At 53.5% G+C, this 20,312-nt stretch carries 16 protein-coding genes; 4 read left to right on the forward strand and 12 right to left on the reverse strand.

The window, feature by feature from the left end; all coding sequences use genetic code 11:
- The first annotated feature begins 122 nt into the window (after positions 1-122).
- Genes ADIMK_RS17425 through ADIMK_RS17435 form a run of 3 tightly spaced genes read left to right on the forward strand, consistent with a single transcriptional unit; the run spans position 123 to position 3,143 of the window.
- Positions 123-1,370 (forward strand): glycosyltransferase family 4 protein, encoded by a 1,248-nt coding sequence (locus tag ADIMK_RS17425; RefSeq protein WP_036190894.1) that lies wholly within the window; start codon positions 123-125, stop codon positions 1,368-1,370.
- 10 nt (positions 1,371-1,380) lie between these two features.
- Complete coding sequence (locus ADIMK_RS17430) at positions 1,381-2,529, forward strand: glycosyltransferase family 4 protein (RefSeq protein WP_051693072.1); 1,149 nt, start codon at positions 1,381-1,383, stop codon at positions 2,527-2,529.
- Complete coding sequence (locus tag ADIMK_RS17435; RefSeq protein ID WP_051693073.1) at positions 2,526-3,143, forward strand: histidine phosphatase family protein; 618 nt, start codon at positions 2,526-2,528, stop codon at positions 3,141-3,143. The genes ADIMK_RS17430 and ADIMK_RS17435 overlap by 4 nt, the downstream gene beginning before the upstream one ends.
- An 8-nt stretch (positions 3,144-3,151) precedes the next feature.
- On the opposite strand, the gene ADIMK_RS17440 is transcribed toward ADIMK_RS17435, so the two are convergent.
- The 3 genes from ADIMK_RS17440 to ADIMK_RS17450 are packed head-to-tail and all read right to left on the reverse strand — an operon-like array spanning position 3,152 to position 6,256.
- The gene (locus ADIMK_RS17440) at positions 3,152-3,901 is read right to left on the reverse strand and encodes a polysaccharide deacetylase family protein (protein WP_036190895.1); all 750 of its coding nucleotides are present in this window, start codon (positions 3,899-3,901) and stop codon (positions 3,152-3,154) included.
- Positions 3,894-5,018: a glycosyltransferase family protein gene (locus tag ADIMK_RS17445; RefSeq protein WP_051693074.1), complete on the reverse strand. Its 1,125-nt coding sequence runs from the start codon at positions 5,016-5,018 to the stop codon at positions 3,894-3,896. The genes ADIMK_RS17440 and ADIMK_RS17445 overlap by 8 nt, the downstream gene beginning before the upstream one ends.
- 35 nt (positions 5,019-5,053) lie before the next feature.
- Complete coding sequence (locus ADIMK_RS17450) at positions 5,054-6,256, reverse strand: glycosyltransferase family protein (protein WP_051693075.1); 1,203 nt, start codon at positions 6,254-6,256, stop codon at positions 5,054-5,056.
- Positions 6,257-6,500: 244 nt separating this feature from the next.
- On the opposite strand from ADIMK_RS17450, the gene ADIMK_RS17455 reads away from it, so the two are divergent.
- Positions 6,501-7,868 carry an adenylate/guanylate cyclase domain-containing protein gene (locus ADIMK_RS17455; protein ID WP_051693076.1) on the forward strand — a complete coding sequence of 456 codons (1,368 nt, stop codon included), beginning with the start codon at positions 6,501-6,503 and terminating at the stop codon, positions 7,866-7,868.
- Here ADIMK_RS17455 and ADIMK_RS21485 read toward each other — a convergent pair.
- From ADIMK_RS21485 to ADIMK_RS17500, 9 genes are all read right to left on the reverse strand, one after another.
- The gene (locus ADIMK_RS21485) at positions 7,813-8,511 is read right to left on the reverse strand and encodes an HD domain-containing protein (protein ID WP_051693077.1); all 699 of its coding nucleotides are present in this window, start codon (positions 8,509-8,511) and stop codon (positions 7,813-7,815) included. The genes ADIMK_RS17455 and ADIMK_RS21485 overlap by 56 nt on opposite strands.
- The gene (locus tag ADIMK_RS17465) at positions 8,511-8,993 is read right to left on the reverse strand and encodes a cyclic nucleotide-binding domain-containing protein (RefSeq protein WP_051693078.1); all 483 of its coding nucleotides are present in this window, start codon (positions 8,991-8,993) and stop codon (positions 8,511-8,513) included. The genes ADIMK_RS21485 and ADIMK_RS17465 overlap by 1 nt, the downstream gene beginning before the upstream one ends.
- A gap of 132 nt (positions 8,994-9,125) precedes the next feature.
- Positions 9,126-10,595, reverse strand: a complete 1,470-nt coding sequence (locus ADIMK_RS17470; protein WP_036190953.1) for a protein adenylyltransferase SelO — start codon at positions 10,593-10,595, stop codon at positions 9,126-9,128.
- Positions 10,596-11,005: 410 nt separating this feature from the next.
- On the reverse strand, positions 11,006-11,944 hold the full coding sequence (locus ADIMK_RS21490) for a porin (protein WP_051693079.1): 939 nt from the start codon (positions 11,942-11,944) through the stop codon (positions 11,006-11,008).
- Between the two features lie 364 nt (positions 11,945-12,308).
- Entirely contained in the window at positions 12,309-16,217 is a 3,909-nt protein-coding gene (gene hrpA, locus ADIMK_RS17480) for an ATP-dependent RNA helicase HrpA (protein WP_036190896.1), read from the reverse strand.
- Positions 16,218-16,325: 108 nt separating this feature from the next.
- Entirely contained in the window at positions 16,326-17,918 is a 1,593-nt protein-coding gene (locus ADIMK_RS17485) for an AMP-binding protein (protein WP_197027573.1), read from the reverse strand.
- A gap of 23 nt (positions 17,919-17,941) precedes the next feature.
- On the reverse strand, positions 17,942-18,745 hold the full coding sequence (locus ADIMK_RS17490) for a class II glutamine amidotransferase (protein WP_036190897.1): 804 nt from the start codon (positions 18,743-18,745) through the stop codon (positions 17,942-17,944).
- Between the two features lie 31 nt (positions 18,746-18,776).
- The gene (locus ADIMK_RS17495) at positions 18,777-19,271 is read right to left on the reverse strand and encodes a bactofilin family protein (RefSeq protein WP_036190898.1); all 495 of its coding nucleotides are present in this window, start codon (positions 19,269-19,271) and stop codon (positions 18,777-18,779) included.
- Positions 19,220-20,071, reverse strand: coding sequence for a M23 family metallopeptidase (locus tag ADIMK_RS17500; RefSeq protein ID WP_231517078.1), 852 nt, complete (start codon positions 20,069-20,071; stop codon positions 19,220-19,222). Before ADIMK_RS17500 ends, ADIMK_RS17495 begins: the two co-directional genes overlap by 52 nt.
- Between the last annotated feature and the right edge of the window lie 241 nt (positions 20,072-20,312).

The following is a 20,312-nucleotide window of genomic DNA, read 5'->3' on the forward strand; positions in this document are numbered from 1 at the left end:
GCTTTCTTTCCCTCTATTACAGTATCACTATATCATCTGCACCGCCGTTCACTAGTCTACCTAAGGTCGGGTTGAGAATTTTTGCGGCAATTAGCGTCGGCCAAGCACCCAGGAAGTACACCATGATCGCCTTGATCCTGAAAGGATACCCCCGTCTCTCGGAAACATTCATCGCCCAAGAGATTCTTGCTCTGGAACGCCGAGGGGTCAAAATCCTGATCGTATCGCTGAGGCATCCGACTGATGTGAAACGCCACCCCATCCATGAAGAGATCCGCTCACCGGTGCTATACCTGCCGGAATATCTGCGTGACGAGCCCTTACGAGTCATGAAAGGCGTTTTCGCCGCAATCGGGCGTCGCGGATTTTGGCAGGCATTAAAAAGCTGGTTGCGCGACCTGAAACGGGATTTCAGTTCCAACCGTGCAAGACGCTTCGGTCAGGCGTTGGTGCTGGCCCGCGAGCTGCCGGCTGAGACTACCGCGCTCTATACTCACTTCATTCACACGCCGGGATCGGTCGGTCGATACTGCAGTCTACTTAACGGGCTACCTTGGGTCGGCTCGGCACATGCCAAGGATATCTGGACCCAATCGGAGTGGGAACTGCGCGACAAGCTCGCTGATATATCCTGGCTTGTAACCTGCACGCGCGCCAACCGCGATTACCTGGCGTCGCTTGCGCCCGACGACGGACGGGTTGATCTGGTCTATCACGGTCTGGACTTCTCACGCTTCTCTACCCCTGAGGTGAGAGATCGCTCTCTAAACGATGGCATCAATCAACCGGTGAAACTGATATCCGTAGGCCGCGCGGTGGAGAAAAAAGGTTATAACCTGCTAATAGATGCGCTTGCGATGATGCCAAAAGAACTCGACTGGTCCCTGACGCATATAGGAGGCGGCCCCCTGCTTGGTGAGCTGAAAGCGCAGGCTGAGAAACTTGGCCTCGATAACCGCATCACCTGGATGGGCGCAATGGCTCAGTCAGAGGTTCTGAAACACTATCGGGAAAGCGATCTGTTCGTGCTACCCTCGCGCATCACGGACGATGGCGATCGAGATGGCCTCCCCAACGTATTGATGGAGGCCCAGAGTCAGGGACTCTGCTGCCTTGCCACCTCCGTATCCGGTATTCCCGAACTGATTATCGACGGTGAGACAGGTGTACTGGTTGAGCAAAATGACTCAGCGGCATTGGCCCGGGAGCTGGAGCGCTTGATACGCTCACCTAAGGTGCGCCAATCCCTGGCTGAAGCCGGATATGAGCACGTACGCAGCCAGTTCTCGTTTGAGCACGGTATTGATCGCTTGATGGATAAGTTTAACGAGCAAAACCTGCTGCCGGAGCAAGAGGCATCAACAGCCTGAAGTGACCACCATGAGCGTCCATCCGCCCCTTGCGTTTTATGCGCCCCTGAAGCCGCCTACACACCCGAACCCTTCGGGCGACCGTTTGATCGCCACACGCCTTATACATACGTTAGGACTGGCGGGCTTCAACGTCGAACTTGCGTCTACCTTTCGTTCGTACGACGGTAAGGGTGATATCAACCGGCAAAGGCGTTTGAGCGAGATAGGCAACCGGTTGGCTGAACGTTTGATACGCCGCTATCGGGCACTGCCAAGCGCCCAACGCCCGCGTATATGGTTCACCTATCACCTGTATCATAAGGCACCCGACTGGATTGGCCCGAAGGTATGCAAGGCGCTGTCAATTCCCTACGTAGTTGCCGAGGCGTCCTACGCAGGCAAGCAGCAACGAGGCCCCTGGGCCCTTTCGCTCAAGGCAACAGAGACAGCACTACAGCAAGCCGCGCTTGTCATTAGCCTGAATCCGACCGATCAGGAGGGGGTCGGTCAGCTGGTTCCGTCCGCGCGGATGCACTACCTGGCCCCCTACCTCGACCTCACCCCTTACATCTCGCCCTCCAAAACAACTCGCGAAGTCCTGGCGGCACGCTATAACCTCGATAACAACCGGGTCTGGTTAATCAGCGTGGCGATGATGAGACCGGGCGACAAGAGCGAATCCTACCGGCTGCTTGCCGAGAGTATTCGCCTCTGTGAGGCCAGCAATGTGCAGCTAATCCTGGTTGGAGGCGGTAAGTCTGAAAAGGTGATACACCAATACTTTTCAGGCCTTTCACATGTGAGTTTTACCGGACTGCTGACGCAGAAAGAGCTGATCCCCTTGCTTCAGGCCGCCGATCTTATGGTATGGCCTGCCGTAAATGAAGCGTTTGGCATGTCACTGCTCGAAGCCCAGGCCTGTTCAACCTGGGTAATTGCCGGCGGTGAGGGTGGTGTTGCCAGTGTGGTGCATGATGGTGAGAGTGGAACGCTTATACCGGCCAGAAATACTCAGCTGATGGCCAAGACGATCAGCGCATTCGCGACCTCTCCTGAGCGTCTTTCAGCGCTTGGAGAGGCGGCCCGAACAACCTGTATTAAAAGACACGATGAAACCATCGCTGTGACTCGTCTGCGTACGCTACTGATGCCCCTTGCAACCGGGAGGACCGTATGACGCCCGAATCAGACCAGTACAGTGTCGGCATAGACTTTCTCGTAATCAGACACGCCGCCACCGAGTGGAATGCTCAGAAGCGTTTTCAGGGACGTCGGGACATTCCGTTAAGCGAAGCGGGTCGAGGGAGTCTTGTGAACATTTCCATCCCCCCCGACTTTGCCCCTTCGCCCTGGTTTGTCAGCCCGCTAAAAAGGGCTCAGGAAACCGCACGTTTGCTGGGTATTCATGAATACTCGACTGAACCTGCACTCATCGAAATGGATTGGGGTGAATGGGAGGGGGAACAACTTGCAGTGCTTCGCAAACGGCTGGGCGATTCGATGCGCGAAATGGAAAGTCGAGGATTGGACCTTTTACCACCTAACGGAGAGTCACCTCGGCAGGTGCGTGAGCGGGTTATCCAGTGGTTGGGCAGTCAAGCGTTCGTCGCCAGACACTATGGCATCGTCGCTCATAAGGGGGTTATCAGGGCCATGCTTAGCGCCGCGCTTGACTGGGATATGCGCGACGATTGCCCTGTGCGGGTCAACTGGAAACAGGCACTCCTCTTCCGTTGGAACTGCGGTGTGCTAACGCTTGAGGACTACAACATTCCCCTTGACGCCACCTAGCACTCCCCTTAACGGAAAAGTTCGTCCGTTGAGCACCAGCGCACGCCCGCCTCATGGGTGAATGACAACAGGCGTTCCAAGAATACCCAAAGTGGCTCATCATGCACAAGGTGATGCGTCATCACACCTGTTGCCTCAAGAGGGTCGACCTTCTCAAGGCGCCGCAAGCGCAGATGATCAATAAGCTGACCAAGTGCCCGCTCCTCCCCTGCAAATTTCCGTCCGCCCTTCCAGTCAATCAGGTCGACATGAACATTGACCTGAACCAACTCAACAGAACCGCTTGAGCGCGGTCCCAGCGTCGACAGTCCAACGAAGCCTGACGCAGGCAAGCTATCCACCACATCAAGACTCAACCGGTTCCAGGGCGGCACAAGCACGGCATGAAAACGAGAGCCGAACATCTCTCTAAGCTGCTGCAAGCCACGCGTTAACTCGTCCGTTATCGTTACGATAGGACGATGGGAACCCAGTTCACACTTGCGTTCAGTCACCGGCGCATAACTGAGATGGGAATATCCATGCTGCAAAATCGAAAGACCGGGGTTGTCTTCGACAACATCCACCAAACTTTGCTCGCACCCCTTAGGAATAGCCGCAAGCGCGAGCGGCACGGCATACTTCGCACTCAGCGCGGAAAGACGCCTAAGAGCCGCCGAGTCTTTCTGAGCATCATCGTCACGCCACCACAACGTTGGTATGCGACCTTCATCCCGCCATAGCTGAATTTCAGCGTCCAAATCGGACCAGTTAACCACGCAGTGCCTCCCAGCGCTCGACCAAAAGCCCGGCACTCTTTTCTGCACCGTCTAGATCTATCTGCACTTCATCGGGTTTCAACCCTAATGACTGGTCCACAGCCGCCGCCAGCGCATCCGGATCGAGAACCTGCTCACGCACCACCACACAACGGTTTAGTGCCGCCAGACGACGGCTGCGTTCGAGTTGCTCGGTTTCGCCCTCGCCCTCGAACGGCACAACGACCGCCGGTGTATGTACCCCCAGCAAATCCATCATGGTGTTATAGCCGCCCTGTGAGATAGACACCTGACAGTTGGTCAATAATTCAGGAAAATCACGCCTTACAGGCTCGATAATGACGTTGGGAGCGCGCAAAGACTCAAGCTGCTCCAGATGTTCACGCGGTAGATTAGGTCCAACCAAGCATCGCCATGTCACGTCGGACAATGTTGTCTTGGCTCTCGCGCGCAGGGCCGCATCCATAAGCCGGAACCCAACAGCGCCCCCGCCTGCAGAAACGATCACCTCTCCCCTGCCCAGGTCAGTGGTGCCAGTCGATGTCTGAGACCCGGTAACATAGCCCGTATACACAAGCTTGCGCTCTATTAAATGCGCCTCTGGAAAACTGGCACTGAACGGTAAAAAGCGACGGTCGCCGTGCACCAGGACAGCATCAAAATACTGGTCGATAAGACCCAGGGTTTCGCGCACACGCTCAGGCCGACGTCCCTGCACTATATCCCGCACGGAGCTTACAATCATGGGCCGAATCGAGCGGCTTGAGGCGCGCTCCAATAATGGCAACAACTCCCAGCGCAACTGACGGCGGCCGAAAGGATAACTCTCGATAGCCAGAATATCCGGCTTCTCATTTTCAAATGCCGATATCAGCATGGCGCAGCGGCGCTGCCTAAACGCTTCGTCAGGTTCACGGCCCTGAACATCGACAAGACCGCTAAAATCCGCATCGCGTGATTTAAGCGGCGGCAGCTGGATGACTCTCGCACCCTGAAAATCAAACTGAGGTACGGGTTCTCCTCCCAATACCACAGTCACTTCGAGACCGGCCTTTACCCAGCCCTCCACCAGCAGGGCGGCACGCTTGATATGGCCGATACCGAGAAGATGCTGCACATAAAAAAAGACCCTTAGACGGGGCATGGTCAACGTTAATTGTCCTCTTCGGATAGCCCTATCAATTCGGCCACGCTATCGCACACGACATCCAATCCTCCGAGAAAACCTGGAGCCATATTGGTCGAAGGCGCGGGTTTGGTGTGAAGCACCGGTAGCACCTGCCTCAAGTAGCTATCCAGATTGTCCTCTGAAAGATCAATGCAGGTGGCCAACCCAAGGGCCTGCGCCTTGACCGCACGCAACCACTGCTCCTGCCGTGGCTCTTTGCGCGGCAACAGCAACGCTGGCTTATCGAACGATAGAATCTCGCAGAATGTGTTATACCCGGCCATGGCGACCACCGCCTCAGCCCTCTGCATCAGTGCTTCCATACAGTTGTCGAACATGATCATTTCGACCCGGCTTAGCACCTCAGAACGCTTCTGATATGCGTCCCTAACCTCGTTCGGCATAAAGGGCCCCAGCACGACCAGGAGGTTCAATGGAAGATCAGGCACCTCCTCATAGACACGCAGGACTGCATCGACCATTGCAATGCCATCGCCCCCTCCCCCCGGGGTTACCAGCAGGAAGGGCTCCTTCACGTGACTGAGGTTCTGTGAGCTATAGGTCTCCGGAAGATTGCGCTTGAGGTAACCTGTATAGACCATTTTGGAACGCACCGACTCGCTTGCCGGTACGCCCTCTAGCGGATCGCCCATGCTGGGATCGCCATAGACCCACACGCTCCGGTAATACGATTCAATCGCCTCGATCGCACGCTTTTCTTCCCACTCCATGCGAAGTAGATGAGGCGCATCCAATACCTCCCGAAGCCCAAGCACAATCGGCACACCTTTTTGTTTCAGCATGCTGAGCGTCGGCTCGATCTCCCCTTTAAGGCCCAACGGCTCCTTGTCGACGATGAACAGGTCAGGGTCGAAAATCTCCGCCGTATGGCGGATGATCGATTCACGCAACGCTAGCGTCTGGCCAAGATCCTGAAGCAGACTCAAAGATGTGTACTGACCATTATGAAGCTTAATTACGCCGGGAATGCGCACGAAATCCACGCGTGCTTTGAAACTGAAGCTCCCGATAATGGGAGAGCCGGTCAAAATAAGAACTGTGACCGATTTGTATCGATCTACGATGGCGTGCGCTATCGCCCGACACCGCCGCAAATGCCCCAAACCGAAAGTGTCGTGGCTATACATCAAAATACGGCGCGGCATAAGTTTATCGGATGCAGCCATGAATCTCCGGTATTCGGTATTTACTATCAGCGTGGAAATGTCTCATAGAGACTGTCGATTTCAAAGAATTTCTTAACACACCCAAGCCATTATACGTCTCATTTACAGCCGAAATTGACGTCTGAGCTATGATTCAATAGCGGCGCCTCGTTCTCAAAGTCTACATCGATGAATTCAGATATGTCGAAATCATCCTTTAAGCACGGGCTGTGATGGAACACCCATTAACTGGCGATACCTTATCATGAAGCTTGCCAAGCTTTTTGAGCAAATCAATACCGGCCTCATGACGCTCTACGGAACGCGCAAAGGCCGTATGCTGGCCAGCCTTCCATCCCGCATTCGCCTCGAAATAGAGTTGCAACAGGCAGGCAGCGAACGACTGATCGCACTGATACAGCTCTTGGTCGTGTCGATCTTCGGACTGCTTTATCTGGTAGCGCCGAAAACCTACCCGGAGGAAGCGACTTTTGCGCCTGTGCCCTGGGTATTGCTGTTTTACTTTCTGTTTACGGCAATGCAACTCTACATAAGCCGCGTTTGTCTGCCACCTGCCTGGGCTACGTACCTCTCGATCATCGGCAATATTGTCTTGCTCTATCTGCTGATCTGGAGCTTTCATCTCCAGTACATGCAGCCTCCGAGCTTCTACCTGAAAGCGCCGACTCTGCTGTATGTCTTCATATTTATAGCGCTCAGGGCACTGAGGTTTGAGGTACGCTTTGTCCTCTTCGCCGGTGCATGTGCATCGCTAGGCTGGCTCGTCATGATCTACTACGTTTATCAGGCCTCAGGTCCCGGCGATATGGTGACACGCGATTATGTTGAATACATGACCTCAAACAGCATGCTATTCGGCGCGGAGTTCGACAAGATCATGACAATTATTGTCGTAACGCTGGTCTTAGCCATGGCCATTCATCGCGCAAATAGACTAATGGTCGAGTCGATCATCGAAACCACTATCGCAGGAGACCTGTCGCATTTCGTCCCCCAGCAAGTGGCAGACAGCCTTGCCAACTCATCGGAAGAACCACAATCCGGTCATGCGAAGCTGACCACTGCCACGATCATGTTCATCGATATAGAAGGATTCACAACCCTGAGCGAGCGCCTCAAACCCGATGAGGTAATTGCGACACTCAATCGCTTCTTCAGTATCGTGGAACGAGAGGTCGAGCGATATGCCGGCATCATCAACCAGTTTCAAGGCGACGCCGTATTAGTCAGTTTCGAAACAGCGCCCGATGACTACACACCGGCGGAGGGGGCTTTACTGTCGGCGTTAAACATCCAGAACGCACTCAAAAACGATAACGCTATCGACGGTGTTCAGCTCAAGTGCCGAATCGGCATCAATACCGGTCCGGTTATCAATGGCTTTATCGGCTCAAGTTCAAGACTGATCTACACCGTGCATAGCGACGCGGTGAATATCGCCGCCAGACTGGAACAACAGAATAAAGTCTTTGGCACATCCATCCTGATTTCGGAAGCGACGAAAAAGGAGTGCAGGCATCAGCTTGCAAGCTTCGATCTAAAGGGAACCATCGCCCTTAGAGGCCGGAGCCATGCCGTTCAGGTCTACGCAGTGGAGCCTCTGCCGAGCTAGTTGAGGACTTTTTTAGACGCGACTCGAGCAATGCCAGTATCCGAGTAATGTTGGCCCGGGCATCCTGCTCGTGATGCTCCCTGAAGGGAGGGCTGAAATAGAAGCTGTTGCGCTTGAGAAGCCCCTCGAGAAAGCGGATCTGGCCTTGGTAAAAATCCAGGTCCGGAACCTGCTCTTTTTCGGCTTTACACTTGGCGGTATCAATCAGATATTGATGCCACGGCCGACAAAAACTCGCCAAATCGATATCCACCAGCAGCGCCTCTTCTGCCGATCCGGGCTCTCGCGTATGCGTGGTATAGCCGATCATATCGATGATACGTTGCTTGCGTTCGCTATCCATACCATCAGCCGCCATCACACTAAACAGCTTGGCACTGCGCTCCTCATGCCCCTGCGGATTGGGCGAATAGCACGCATCGTGAAACCAGATAGCAAGCTCCACCGCGTCGGCGTCATCTACGGTATCGGAGTAGCGGTCGAACCACCCCAGGCACTGATCGACATGCCCTGAGTCATGATAGCTTCGACAAGGATGCCGATACTGTTTATCGAGATATGCGTAGACATCCTCAGCACTCCAGGCACTGCTCTCAGGACGCACATTGCGGCCCCAGAGGCGCTGGAATCGTTCAGCGTTCATTACTCACTACCCTCGCCACACTCTTCCAGAGCATGAAGACGGGCTCTCAGGCTCTCGTTACTATTAACCGCCTCAGCCAGCTTGTCGCTGAGTTGGCGCATAACATCCAGTGCGACGGTGGGGTTTGAGGTAACTAAATCCAAAAAAGCCCCATCGTCTATTTTCATGACCGTCGTGTCACAGACGGCTCTGACCGAGGCGGTCCTTCGTGTCTTGGAGAGTACCGCGATCTCACCGATGAGATCGCCCCGCTTTCGGATGATTGATGATTCTCGACCACAGTCTGTCCTGGATAGAATCTCAAGTTCTCCGTCCATGATCAGATAGACGCAGTCAGACGGATCATTCGCCTTGATCAGTATTTCATCTTTTCGGCAATTCAGCAGCTGACTGGTAAAAGCCAGCAGCTTAAGCTTGGACGTTTCCACCTTGGAAAACATCGGTATCTGCTTGAGCCTTTCAACTTCCTGATTAATATCCAATCAAAGCCTCCACGCTGCCATAAAGAGACAGCCTTATAGTTAGAAGACTTACATCCCGCGGGCAACTGGTCAAGTGCAACTCTTTTGTGCACCTTTGAGGCAGAGGTCGTCACTTTTGCTGCACTTTTCCCATCAAGATGAACAGGTCAGGCAGATAGCCTCAGCCCAATCAGGGGGAGCACCCGCGTAACGATCAAGGGACTCATTGAGAGATGACGGGTTTCTCAACAAGGGTAATAGACTGTTTAACAGATCATAGTTACCGGCATGCGCCTCTCTGATCGCCTCTTCTGCCATATAGTTGCGCAAAATATAGCGCGGGTTTACCGATCTCATTTGGGCTGCTCTGATCGGAGCACTCGCAGCCTCCCGCGCCAATCTTAGGCGATACTCCCCCATCCAACCCTCGAGCGCCTCCGGTAGCGCACAGGTTCCAATCGTAGCAGCAATCTCTACATCCGATGGCAGGTCCGCCAGAACGTACAAAAAGCGGTTCAGATCAAGCCGGTGATCAGCCGCAATGCTCCTGAGGCTTTCAACCAAAGCCGCATCACCGCTTTCCTCACGCAGCAAGCCCAGCCGAGATCGCATTCGTTCCAGATCATATCGGCGGAATGTCCCCATGAACTGAGTTAATGCGTGCTCCAGCTTATCCTGAGGCACTAATGGAACGAGTGATTGAGCCAACGCGCTCATATTCCACAGGACAATTTCAGGCTGCCGCTTAAACGCATAACGCCCCTGATCATCATTCTTGTTAGCTACATGATCCGGCTCGTATCTATCCATGAAGGTGAAGGGCCCATAGTCGAAGGTCTCCCCTAAGATGGACATGTTGTCGGTATTGAGTACTCCATGGACAAACCCATAACTCTGCCAGAGTGCCACAAGTCTGGCCGTGCGCTCCTGTACTTTCAGGTAGAACGAATAATAGGGGTTCTCTTCTTCCAGACACTCGGGGTAGTAGCGCTTGATACAATAATCAGCCAACCGCTTAAGCTCATCATGCTGTCGCGTGTAATAGAAATACTCAAAGTGCCCAAAGCGGATATGGCAGGGTGTAACACGCACGAGCAAAGCACAGGGCTCCATACCGTTGCGCTGAGTAAATTGTTCACTGGCGATCAGACATAGCGCACGCGTTGTCGGAATCCCCAACCCCGCCATAGCTTCACCGGCCAGATATTCCCTGACCGACGAGCGCAACACGGCCCTGCCATCGCCAAAACGCGAAAAGGCAGTGCGCCCCGCGCCCTTCACATGCAGATCAAACCGCGCCCCGCTGCTGTTAACCACCTCACCAAGCAGCAGCCCCCTGCCATCCCCCAAGTCCGGATTATAAAAGCCAAACTGATGCCCCGTGTATTTCATCGCCAAGGGTTCGGCACCGGGCAGACTCGCCTCGCCATTGAAGAACCTCACCACCTCTTCCGGCACAGCCGTACACGGATCGATATCCAGCCAACGGGCAACACTGGGGTTAAAGCTCGCCAGATGCGCTCCCTTTAACGGCTTTGGCTCTGTGCGCTGATACCAGCTTTCAGGTAAACGGGCGTAACTGTTGTCAAAATTGAGTTTTCCCATTGCATACCCACTGCTCATCTGTTGCGCCTCCCGCAGATACATCGATATCGATACCCTACCATTTCACTCAACAACTATCTATCTGACAGCGAATCGTCCTTTTCGATCAATAATCGATACTGGTGAAACATTCGCGGGCAGTGTGAGCTAGCACACTTGGAGAGAGTATGTTCAGCCAATTCATACGCTCAGGATAAATACAATCACTGAACTTATGGGATCATACCTAATAAGATTGAACGCAAATATTAGAGGAGTAAGAGGCGGGGTTTTAGCTGACTATTTTATTAAGCAGCATCATTACTGTGGCGCTAATGCACAAGCGCCAGCTACATCTTGAGACATAAAGTTAATTAAGGGTTTATTTACCAGAAACAAAAAAGGCTCCCGAAGGAGCCTTTTTCTGCATAACAAGTATCTAAGAGATCTTAGAACTTGATAGTGTAACCTACAGAGAAGGTATCACGGTCGTCAGCGCCGTCGATGTCGGTGCTTACCCACTCAGCATCCAGAGACGCGCTCTTGCCCAGAGAGTAAACAGCGTTCAGGCTGTACTGATCATCAAAGCCCAGCTCGTCGTCAGCATCGTGGTAGTTAGCAGCTACAGTCAGAGCGTCCATGGTGTACGCAACTTTCGCACCCCAAAGGTCAGCATCGTCGGAACCTGCGTCCAGCTGCTGCCAGCCAAGACCGAAGTAGAGGTTGCCCAGAGTGTAAGAACCACCAACGGCAGTGTAAGACAGGTCGTCAGTTGAGTTCAGGTACTCTTCAGCAACTTCCCAGTAAGCAACAGACAGGTTCAGACCGCCAGCAGCGTAGTCAGCACCCAGTACATAGCCGTCCATATCTTCTTCGCTGTCGTCGTTCTGACCTTCAGCAACCATCGCAGCATAAGCGCTCAGGCCAGAGAAAGACGGAGAAACGTAGGCGATAGCAGAACCCAGACGGTCCGGGTTCAGGTCAGAGTAAGTATCTTCTGACAGGTTACCAGTGTAGCCGACAACGGCTTCAGCCGGGTTGTTGATACGACCGATCAGGGCAGTACCCCAAGAACCGGTAGCACCTACGTAAGCCAGACGCTGAGCAATGCCGGTTTCACCAGCGTTGTCGCTGAATGCGCTCTCTGCAGAAGAATCTTCCGGGTTGATTTCAGTTTCGTAACGGAACAGACCCTTGGTGTCGCCCAGGCCCAGATCGACGTCGCCTTTAACACCAACACGGAAGTCGTCAGATTCAACTTCCAGGTCTGCGTCGGATACAGACTTAACGCGCATTTCGAACTTGCCGTACAGAGTAGCGTCAGCCTGAGCTACCATCGGAGCAGCCATGGCGCCAGCAACAGCCAGAGCGATCAGTGACTTTTTCATCAAATTTCCCCTTCAACATTCAACTTACTAGTAGTGAATTCTAGTTTTTCTCAGCACACCGGAGTGCTACCTACGAAAATACTATAATTCTTAAATATTTCAAACCGGTGAATGAACTTTTTTGATTTAAGCCAAGCACCGGTTTTTAAAACATTTTTCTGAGTCGGATTTGAGAGCTTAGACAATATATGCCTTGCACTTCTTTTTTATCCGCCCATCCTCAGGAGCCACCGGCAGCCTTACTGCTGCCCGCACACCTAAATTGTGCGCATTACAACATAGGGCCTCCCCCCTTGCAACCCTTTGTAATGCCTGAGCCCCAACCTTTTTCCTCAAAGGTTTAAGCCTTGATTCAGCTCAGTTTTCACATCAGTTCTGAAAGCCGTTTTCTGAGTCGCTTTTCAGAGACGGTGAAGCGTGTACCCAACTGCTGTGCGAAGAGCGATACCCGATACTCCTCCAGCCACCAGCGGAACTCTCTCAAATCGTCGGTCAAGGCATCCTGAGCACGCGCCTCGTCGCACCGTTTCTCGTATTGCTGCTTGAGCGATGCCAACTGCTCCGATAGCACAATCTGTTGACGCAGCTCCCGCTGAAAGCGATTAAGCCGGATCTCTATTGCCTGCAAATAGCGTGGATACTGCTCCAGCCAGACATCGGGCGTATCGGACAAGTACCTGGGATGCATCAATCCGGCAAGCTGCTGCTTGATGTCATTCAAAACCGTTACGGCACTGAGGTCTATGCGACCACCCAACCGCTTCTCGATTGCATGAAGGCGCTGGTGACAACTCAGCACGAACCCACATAGGTCATTCGCGGTTTCGGCCAGGTTAGCCCGAGCATGTTCCAGCGCTGCATCAAATGCCGCCTTAGTGCGTATAGTATCATTGTCCGCGATGCGTGCTGCTCGGCTAACCGATTTAATCAATATCTCCTCTTCCAAACGCTTGCGATCAAATCGCTTCCCGCTTAGCAGCAATATTTTATCTAACGCCGGTAATTGCCGACGCACATATTTAACTACTTCCGGAATGGCCAAAAGCAGTAAACGAGCCACGGCACGCTTGCTCACCACTCTGGATTCGTCCGCGCTAGTGAAGAGTTTCAGCTCAACATGATCACCCTGATCCTCAAGGCCAGGCCATGCCTCAACCTCGATACCTCCGGCCTGTTTGACATGAATACTCTCTTCTATGTCACCAAAATCCCAGCGGACGATGTGATCGCGCCCCCAGCTTTCGTCACTTCCGGCTTGAATCGCCTCTTCTACCTGCGATGAATAGCGCTGATTCAAAACTTCCCAGTCCCGCCCTTCTCCCACTACACGGTTCTGAGCGTCTATCAAGCTAATATTGAGTTGTTGATGCGGCTCCAGAGCGGACGCTTTAAGCTGTGAAGGATCAACCTTAACCCCGGTCATCCGCAATAACTGAAAACTTAATGCCTCATATAGATCGCCGTCTGCAAATGTGACCGACTCGCAAAACGCTTTTGCATACTCGGGAACAGGAACGAAATGTTTACGTAGCTGTTTGGGTAGACCTTTGAGTATCGCGATGACCTTTTCCTCAAGCAAACCCGGTACCGACCACTCCAATCGTTTGCGTGGCAGCGCTTTCAATAAAGCCAACGGGCATTGAAGCGTAACGCCGTCTTTATCGGAGGCGGGGTCAAATACATACTCCAGCTTTAAATCGACCCCGTCGAGCCTCAAAACATCGGGGTAGAGAGCCTGACTGATATGATCGGATGAGCGTTGCAAGATATCGGCCTCGGTCATCACGAGAACGTCGGCATCTATTTGACGCTGCTTTTTATACCACTTCTCAAATCCGGCACCGTTGACTATATGTCCGCCACCCAGCCGTTCGAGACGCTCGGCGTAGAATTGATATAACCCCTCTTCATCGACAAGCAGATCCCTGCGACGCGCTTTAGACTCCAGTGTTTCGACATCGTCCAACAAAGCCCGGTTACGATTGAAAAACGGAGCACGGGTGCTAAAAGCCCCTTCTACCAGCGCACTGCGTATAAAGATTTCGTGGGAAACCCTGGGGTCAATTTGGCCGTAATTCACGCGGCGCTTGGGTACTATAACGAGCCCGTAAAGGGACACCTGCTCCGTCGCCACCACTTGCGCACGCTTCTTCTCCCAGTGGGGTTCCGACCAGGTTCGTTTTACGAGATGGGCTGCAGGCGCCTCTATCCACTCAGGCTCTATTTTCGCAACATGATGCGCATATAGCTTGCTCGTTTCGATCAGCTCCGCAGCCATCACCCATTTGGGGCTTTTTTTAAACAAGCCGGATCCTGGGAATATTCGAAAACGGCGGTTTCGCGCCCCCAAATATTCTCCTTTCTCTACTAGATTACCGATATGACTGAGCAGACCTGCCAGCAGCGATCGATGGACAGGCGCATAGTCGGCAGGCTCTGCATTTTCATGCAGTTTGAGTTCTTTAACGCTTAAATGAAGCTGCCGATGGACATCTCGCCACTCTCGCATTCTCATAAACGAGATGAAGTGTTTCTGGCACCAGTTGCGCAACTGATTCTGGCTTAACTCGGCGCGCTGCTCTTCGTACAGATTCCACAGATTCAGCAGTGTAATGAAATCCGAATACTCATCGGCATAGAGCCTGTGTTTCTCGTCCGCGGCCTGACGCTTGTCGTGCGGGCGTTCCCTGGGATCCTGCACGCTCAAGGCGCTGGCGATGATCAGCACCTCTTTAAGCGCATCGAACTGAGCCGCCTCTATTACCATGCGCGCAATTCTGGGGTCCACCGGTAGGCGCGCGAGCTGTCGCCCGACGGCGGTCAGCTGCCGGCGACTATCGACAGCTCCCAGCTCTTCAAGCAGCTTAAAACCATCCGTAATAAAACGAGAGTCAGGCGGATCGACAAACGGAAAGTCACCAATATCCCCAAGCCGTAATTGCAACATCTGCAAAATAACGGCCGCGAGATTGGTGCGCTGGATCTCTGCATCAGTGAAAGCCGGTCTATTATTGAAGTCCTCCTCGGAGTAGAGCCGTATACACGTACCCGGCGCCACACGCCCACAGCGCCCCGCCCTCTGATTGGCACTGGCCTGGGAGATGGCCTCAACAGGCAGACGCTGGACTTTCGAGCGATAGCTGTAGCGGGATATTCGCGCCACGCCGGGATCGACCACATACCGTATCCCAGGCACCGTGAGCGACGTTTCCGCCACGTTGGTCGACAACACAATCCGGCGCCCGGCACCCCGCTCACCCTGAAACACCCGATTCTGCTCTTTCAAAGAAAGACGCGCATACAGAGGAATTACTTCCGTATCTCGGAGTTGAGCCTTGCGCAACGTCTCCGCAGTCTCGCGAATCTCTCGTTCGCCGGGCAGGAACACTAGAATATCGCCCGGTCCGCCCCCTCGTTTCTCGCGATCAATCTGGGTGAGTTCGTCGATAGCCGCCAGAATCCCCTGCTGGAGATCCAGCGCTTTTTCATCTTCGGCTTCCATCTCATGCAACGGCCGATAAAGAATATCAACCGGATAGGTTCGACCGGACACTTCCACAACAGGCGCGTTGTCGAAGTGCTCGGAGAACCGCTCAAGATCGATTGTGGCCGACGTAATGATCAACTTGAGGTCGGGTCGCTTAGGCAGGATCCTCTTTATATAACCCAGTAGAAAGTCGATATTGAGGCTACGCTCATGAGCCTCATCTATAATCAGCACCTCATACTGCTCAAGAAAGCGGTCATGCTGAGTTTCCGCAAGCAGGATACCGTCGGTCATCAACTTGATCTGAGTCGTTTCGGACACCTGGTCATGAAAACGCACCTGGTAGCCGACACGCTCACCCAAGGGAGTATTTAGCTCCTCGGCGATGCGTGCCGCCACATTGCGTGCTGCCAGTCGCCGCGGCTGGGTATGACCGATCATGCCCCGACAACCAAACCCCAGCTCCAGACAGAGCTTCGGAAGCTGGGTGGTCTTGCCCGACCCCGTTTCACCAGCAATAACAACAACCTGATTGTTGCGGATAGTATCGAGTAATTCGTCTCTGCGAGCAGAGACAGGCAGATCCGGATAGACGATATCGACCGGTAAAGCCCTACGCAGTTCCACGGCCTCAATCGACGCATCGATAGCCGCTTCCAGAGCCGCTATATCACTGGCTACAGCACGCTCATGCCGCAACTTGTCCAGCCGTCGGTTTAAACGAAAGCGATCAGCGAGACGGCACTGATCAAGGCGGGACCGGAGTGCTAGTAAAGAATCGGACATAATCGAGGCAGTCAAACCAGATGGACCTTGGATTCATGTAAAGGGGCGGAAGTTTAACGCAAGCTCAGTGCACTACGCGACAGGGCAAATTTAAGAGCAAAGGCATTTCTAGACGGAGTGCTGTTCGCGCATTGCTCTGTCGCGCAGCTCTCTTCGGAGGATTTTCCCGATTGGGTTTCTCGGCAAGGTCCGGCAAAACTCGACACTGCGCGGTACTTTGTACGAGGTTAAGCGCTCCCGGCAATACTCCCTGACATCACGCATCGTCAGGCGCGGATTATTGGCAACCACGTACACTTTTATGACCTCTCCCCGCTCCTCGTCCGGCAACCCTATCACGGCACACTCCAGAATATCGGGATGCGCACTGATTATGTTCTCCAACTCACTTGGGAACACCTTGAAGCCGGACACATTGATCATCTCCTTGCGACGATCGATGATCCGTATCGCCCCCTGATCATCAATTTGGCCGATATCGCCAGTCGACAGCCAGCCATCGCGCAACACCTTTGCCGTCTCGTCAGGCTGATTCCAGTAGCCGAGCATCATTTGGGGGCCTCGTACCTGTATTTCACCGCTTTCCCCCACTGGGAGAATCTCGCCGGCATCACCAACAACCCGCACTTCAGTACCCGGTAATGGCCGCCCCACAGTACCTAAAACACCTTTTCCGGGGGTCGCGACGCTGACCACAGGCGAACACTCCGTCAGCCCATAGCCTTCGGTCACCTGACATCCCGTTACATCTTGCCAGCGTTGAGCTGCTGACTCGGTCAACGCCATCCCCCCCGAAATGGTCAAACGCAACGAGCTGAAGTCAAGCTGGGTAAATTCCGAGTGCTGGCACAGGGCTATAAATAGAGGGTTAATACCGGCAAAAAGGGTCGGCCTTACCCGCTCAAACGCGCTTGATAGCTGTTTCAGGTCGTGAGGGTCTGGAATCAGTTCGATATAGCTTCCTGAAGCCAGCATGGCGAGCACCAGCGTCAATGAATATATGTGGTAGAGCGGCAAAGGCTGCATAACCACCTGTTGCCGTTCGATGCCGGCCTCTTCCAGTCGCTGCCGGATCTGGTCGATATTGGCCAAAAGCGAGGCATGGGTCAGCATCGCCCCTTTTGCGGGCCCCGTGGTACCGCCGGTATATTGCAGCACTGCCAATGCCGGATCTTGCGCTTCTGGCTGTGTCCAGGGTTTTCCGCTTTCTGCTCTTAAAACACGCCTCAAAGCCACGCTACCTTTCAAGCGATAGCGCGGACTGGCTCCACGCCGCATCCGCACATGCGCATTGATGGCCCAGCGGCGCCAGCGAGGATGCAGGTCGGCTATGGAGGTCGTGATGACGCAACCAATCCGTGTACTCCGAAGAATGCGTGCGGCACGCCAGGCAAAGCCTTCGTAAACAACTAACGCGGACACATCGGCATCGTTAAATTGTTGCTCCAGCTCCTCGGGGGTAAAAAGAGGATTGGTGTTTACAACTACTAGCCCAGCACGCACAGCCCCGAAGAATACGATCAGATACTGTGCGCAGTTAGGCATCTGTATTGCAATTCTATCGCCCGGCACCAACTCAGTATGATGCTGAAGCCATGCAGCAAAGCGTCGAGAAAGCACATCAAGTTCGGTAAAGCTGATACTTTGCCCCAAGTGCCCAACGGCAGACTTATCGCCATAGCGTCTGCTTAAATCACTCAACAGCTCAGCCAAACCGAATCGAATCAATCCTTAGCCCCACCCAACGTCGAGACCAAACGCGCCACTTCACCATCGGCAAACACAATCATTTCACCGGCACTTAATCGCGCCCACTCTTCATTGTCGGTCAGTGGCTCAGTGGCAATGACCGTCACAACATCGTTTGGCGTCGTCTCTTTATAGAAGTCAACCGACATGTCCCGATCGCAAAGATGCGCCTCGCCAAACGGAGCCCGTCTGGTAATCCAGCTTAGCTTGGTCGAACAGTACGAGAACAAGCGATCAGAGTCACTCAACAGCATATTGAATACGCCGAGCGCCCTTAACTTTTCACAACACTCATGAACAAGGTCGATAAGGACATTGGCGTCCTCAGGAGGGCCTCCGGGGAAGCGACTGCGAATCTGATCCATCAACCAGCAAAACGCATATTCACTATCGGTCGTGCCAGCAGGCCGGTAGTAGGTCAATGGCCACTCAAACAATTGGCGGTCCAACTGGCCATTATGGGCAAAACACCACATTACCCCCCAGAGCTCACGACTGAACGGATGGGTGTTGACCAAGCTCACCTCACCCACATTAGCCTGACGGATATGACTAATCACAACCTTGCTCTTGATTGGATAGGCGACAAGCAGCTGGGCAATTCTCGAATCCGCACTGGGTAATGGATCATGAAAGGCGCGCAAGCCTCTGCCCTCGTAAAACGCGATGCCCCAGCCATCGCGATGAGGGCCAGTGCCACCACCACGCTGCACAAGACCTGCGAAACTGAAGCAGATGTCGGTGGGCACATTCGCGCTCATGCCGAGCAATTCACACATTGCGCTATTCCCCTTTAACTCACCGAAACGTCTATTTCCGTGACAATGTGATTCGGTCCGGCAAGGAGTCGATCAAACCGGTTTCCAGATCAATCACCAGATCCTGCGCGTCAGACAGTGGCTCTGGCTCCGGCATGGTCCGAGCTTCGACATCCCAGGTCAGTCGGTGCTGCTGTCCCGGCAAATGACGCTCCCCTACGAATGTGCCGTCTGGATCTATCGACAGTGTAGAGCAATAAACGTTGGCGCAGACCCGGCCACCGCGTTCTATATGCAGAGAATCACAGATCAGCTCGCCTTCAAGCTCACCACTGACATTGACCGCGTGAGCACGAATGCGACCACAAATTCGGCCAGTCTTACCAATCGAAATATCGTCACTGGAATCGATGCTGCCTTCGAACTCCCCGTCGACATGCATCTTTCCAGAAATACTGGTCTCGCCGTGAAAGCGGTTGCCTTGAGCAATAATGGTTACTGAGGAGCGGTTTGATTTAGCGGATACATTGCGCTTAATGATTCCCACGGGATCTCCTCGACATCGGTAAAAATTGAATCAAAATTATCCAGACCCCATTTCACGAAAGGCTCCGGGTCGAGCGCGGTATATAGCTGTCGGACTTCATAATGCAAATGGGGCCCGGTCGAGCGTCCGCTATTACCGCTAAGGCCTATCTGCTGTCCCTTGTGCACAAAAGCTCTGGGCTTGACCAACACCTTCTGCAGATGCGCGTATACGGTTCTAAACCCCAGATTGTGATCCAGGCGCACCATATACCCATAGCCGCTGCCCTTGTTGTAGCCTGCAAATTCGACCACACCGTCGGCTGTGGCATACACAGGCGTACCGATCGCTGCCTTGAAGTCGATACCACTGTGCATGACCCTTTTCTTCTGGATGGGATGCATGCGCATGCCGAAGCGATCAGAGATTCTCTCACTCTGAATGGGTACACCATTGGGTATACCGTACAGCATGAACAGTCGCTCACGTGCAGCCGCCTTGGCCACCTCGGCCCGCTCTTGGGCCGTCATCTCAGGATCGTTTTCGAGCACACCTAACATCGACTCCAGATCACCGAGTTCGGTTCCCATGACATGATTCTGCTGAGCCAACTGATCACGTTCAACCGACAACTGGGAAAGCGCATCCCCGAGCGAATCGAGCTCTGTTTTATAAAGCTGCTGCGTACCAAGAATCAGCTCGTACTGATCCGACAGTTGCTGATGAGAATCTTCAAGATCAAGAAGCTCGTCAGTTGTCTTGACCAGCAACAGATTGGAGACGAAAAAACTCAGCCCCGCCATCAACAGGAAGGCCGCCACGAGATATTTCGCTAATTGATTTAATGTGTATTGCCGCGAGCCATGCACGGTCGTCAACGTTACTACTAGCTTACGTCGCAAAAGCCAACCACCCGCCGTTTGCCAGAAAATCGGGCTAATATAACGTCTTAAATCCGTATCTCATAGCCATTTATATCTCTCGGGCTGCATCAACTGCCTGAGAGCGACACAGGTCAAATCAACCTGGCCATATGCTGGCATATCTCAAGGCAGCGGTTAC

The sequence above is a fragment of the Marinobacterium lacunae genome (assembly GCF_000705555.1).
GTDB lineage: Bacteria > Pseudomonadota > Gammaproteobacteria > Pseudomonadales > Balneatricaceae > Marinobacterium_D > Marinobacterium_D lacunae.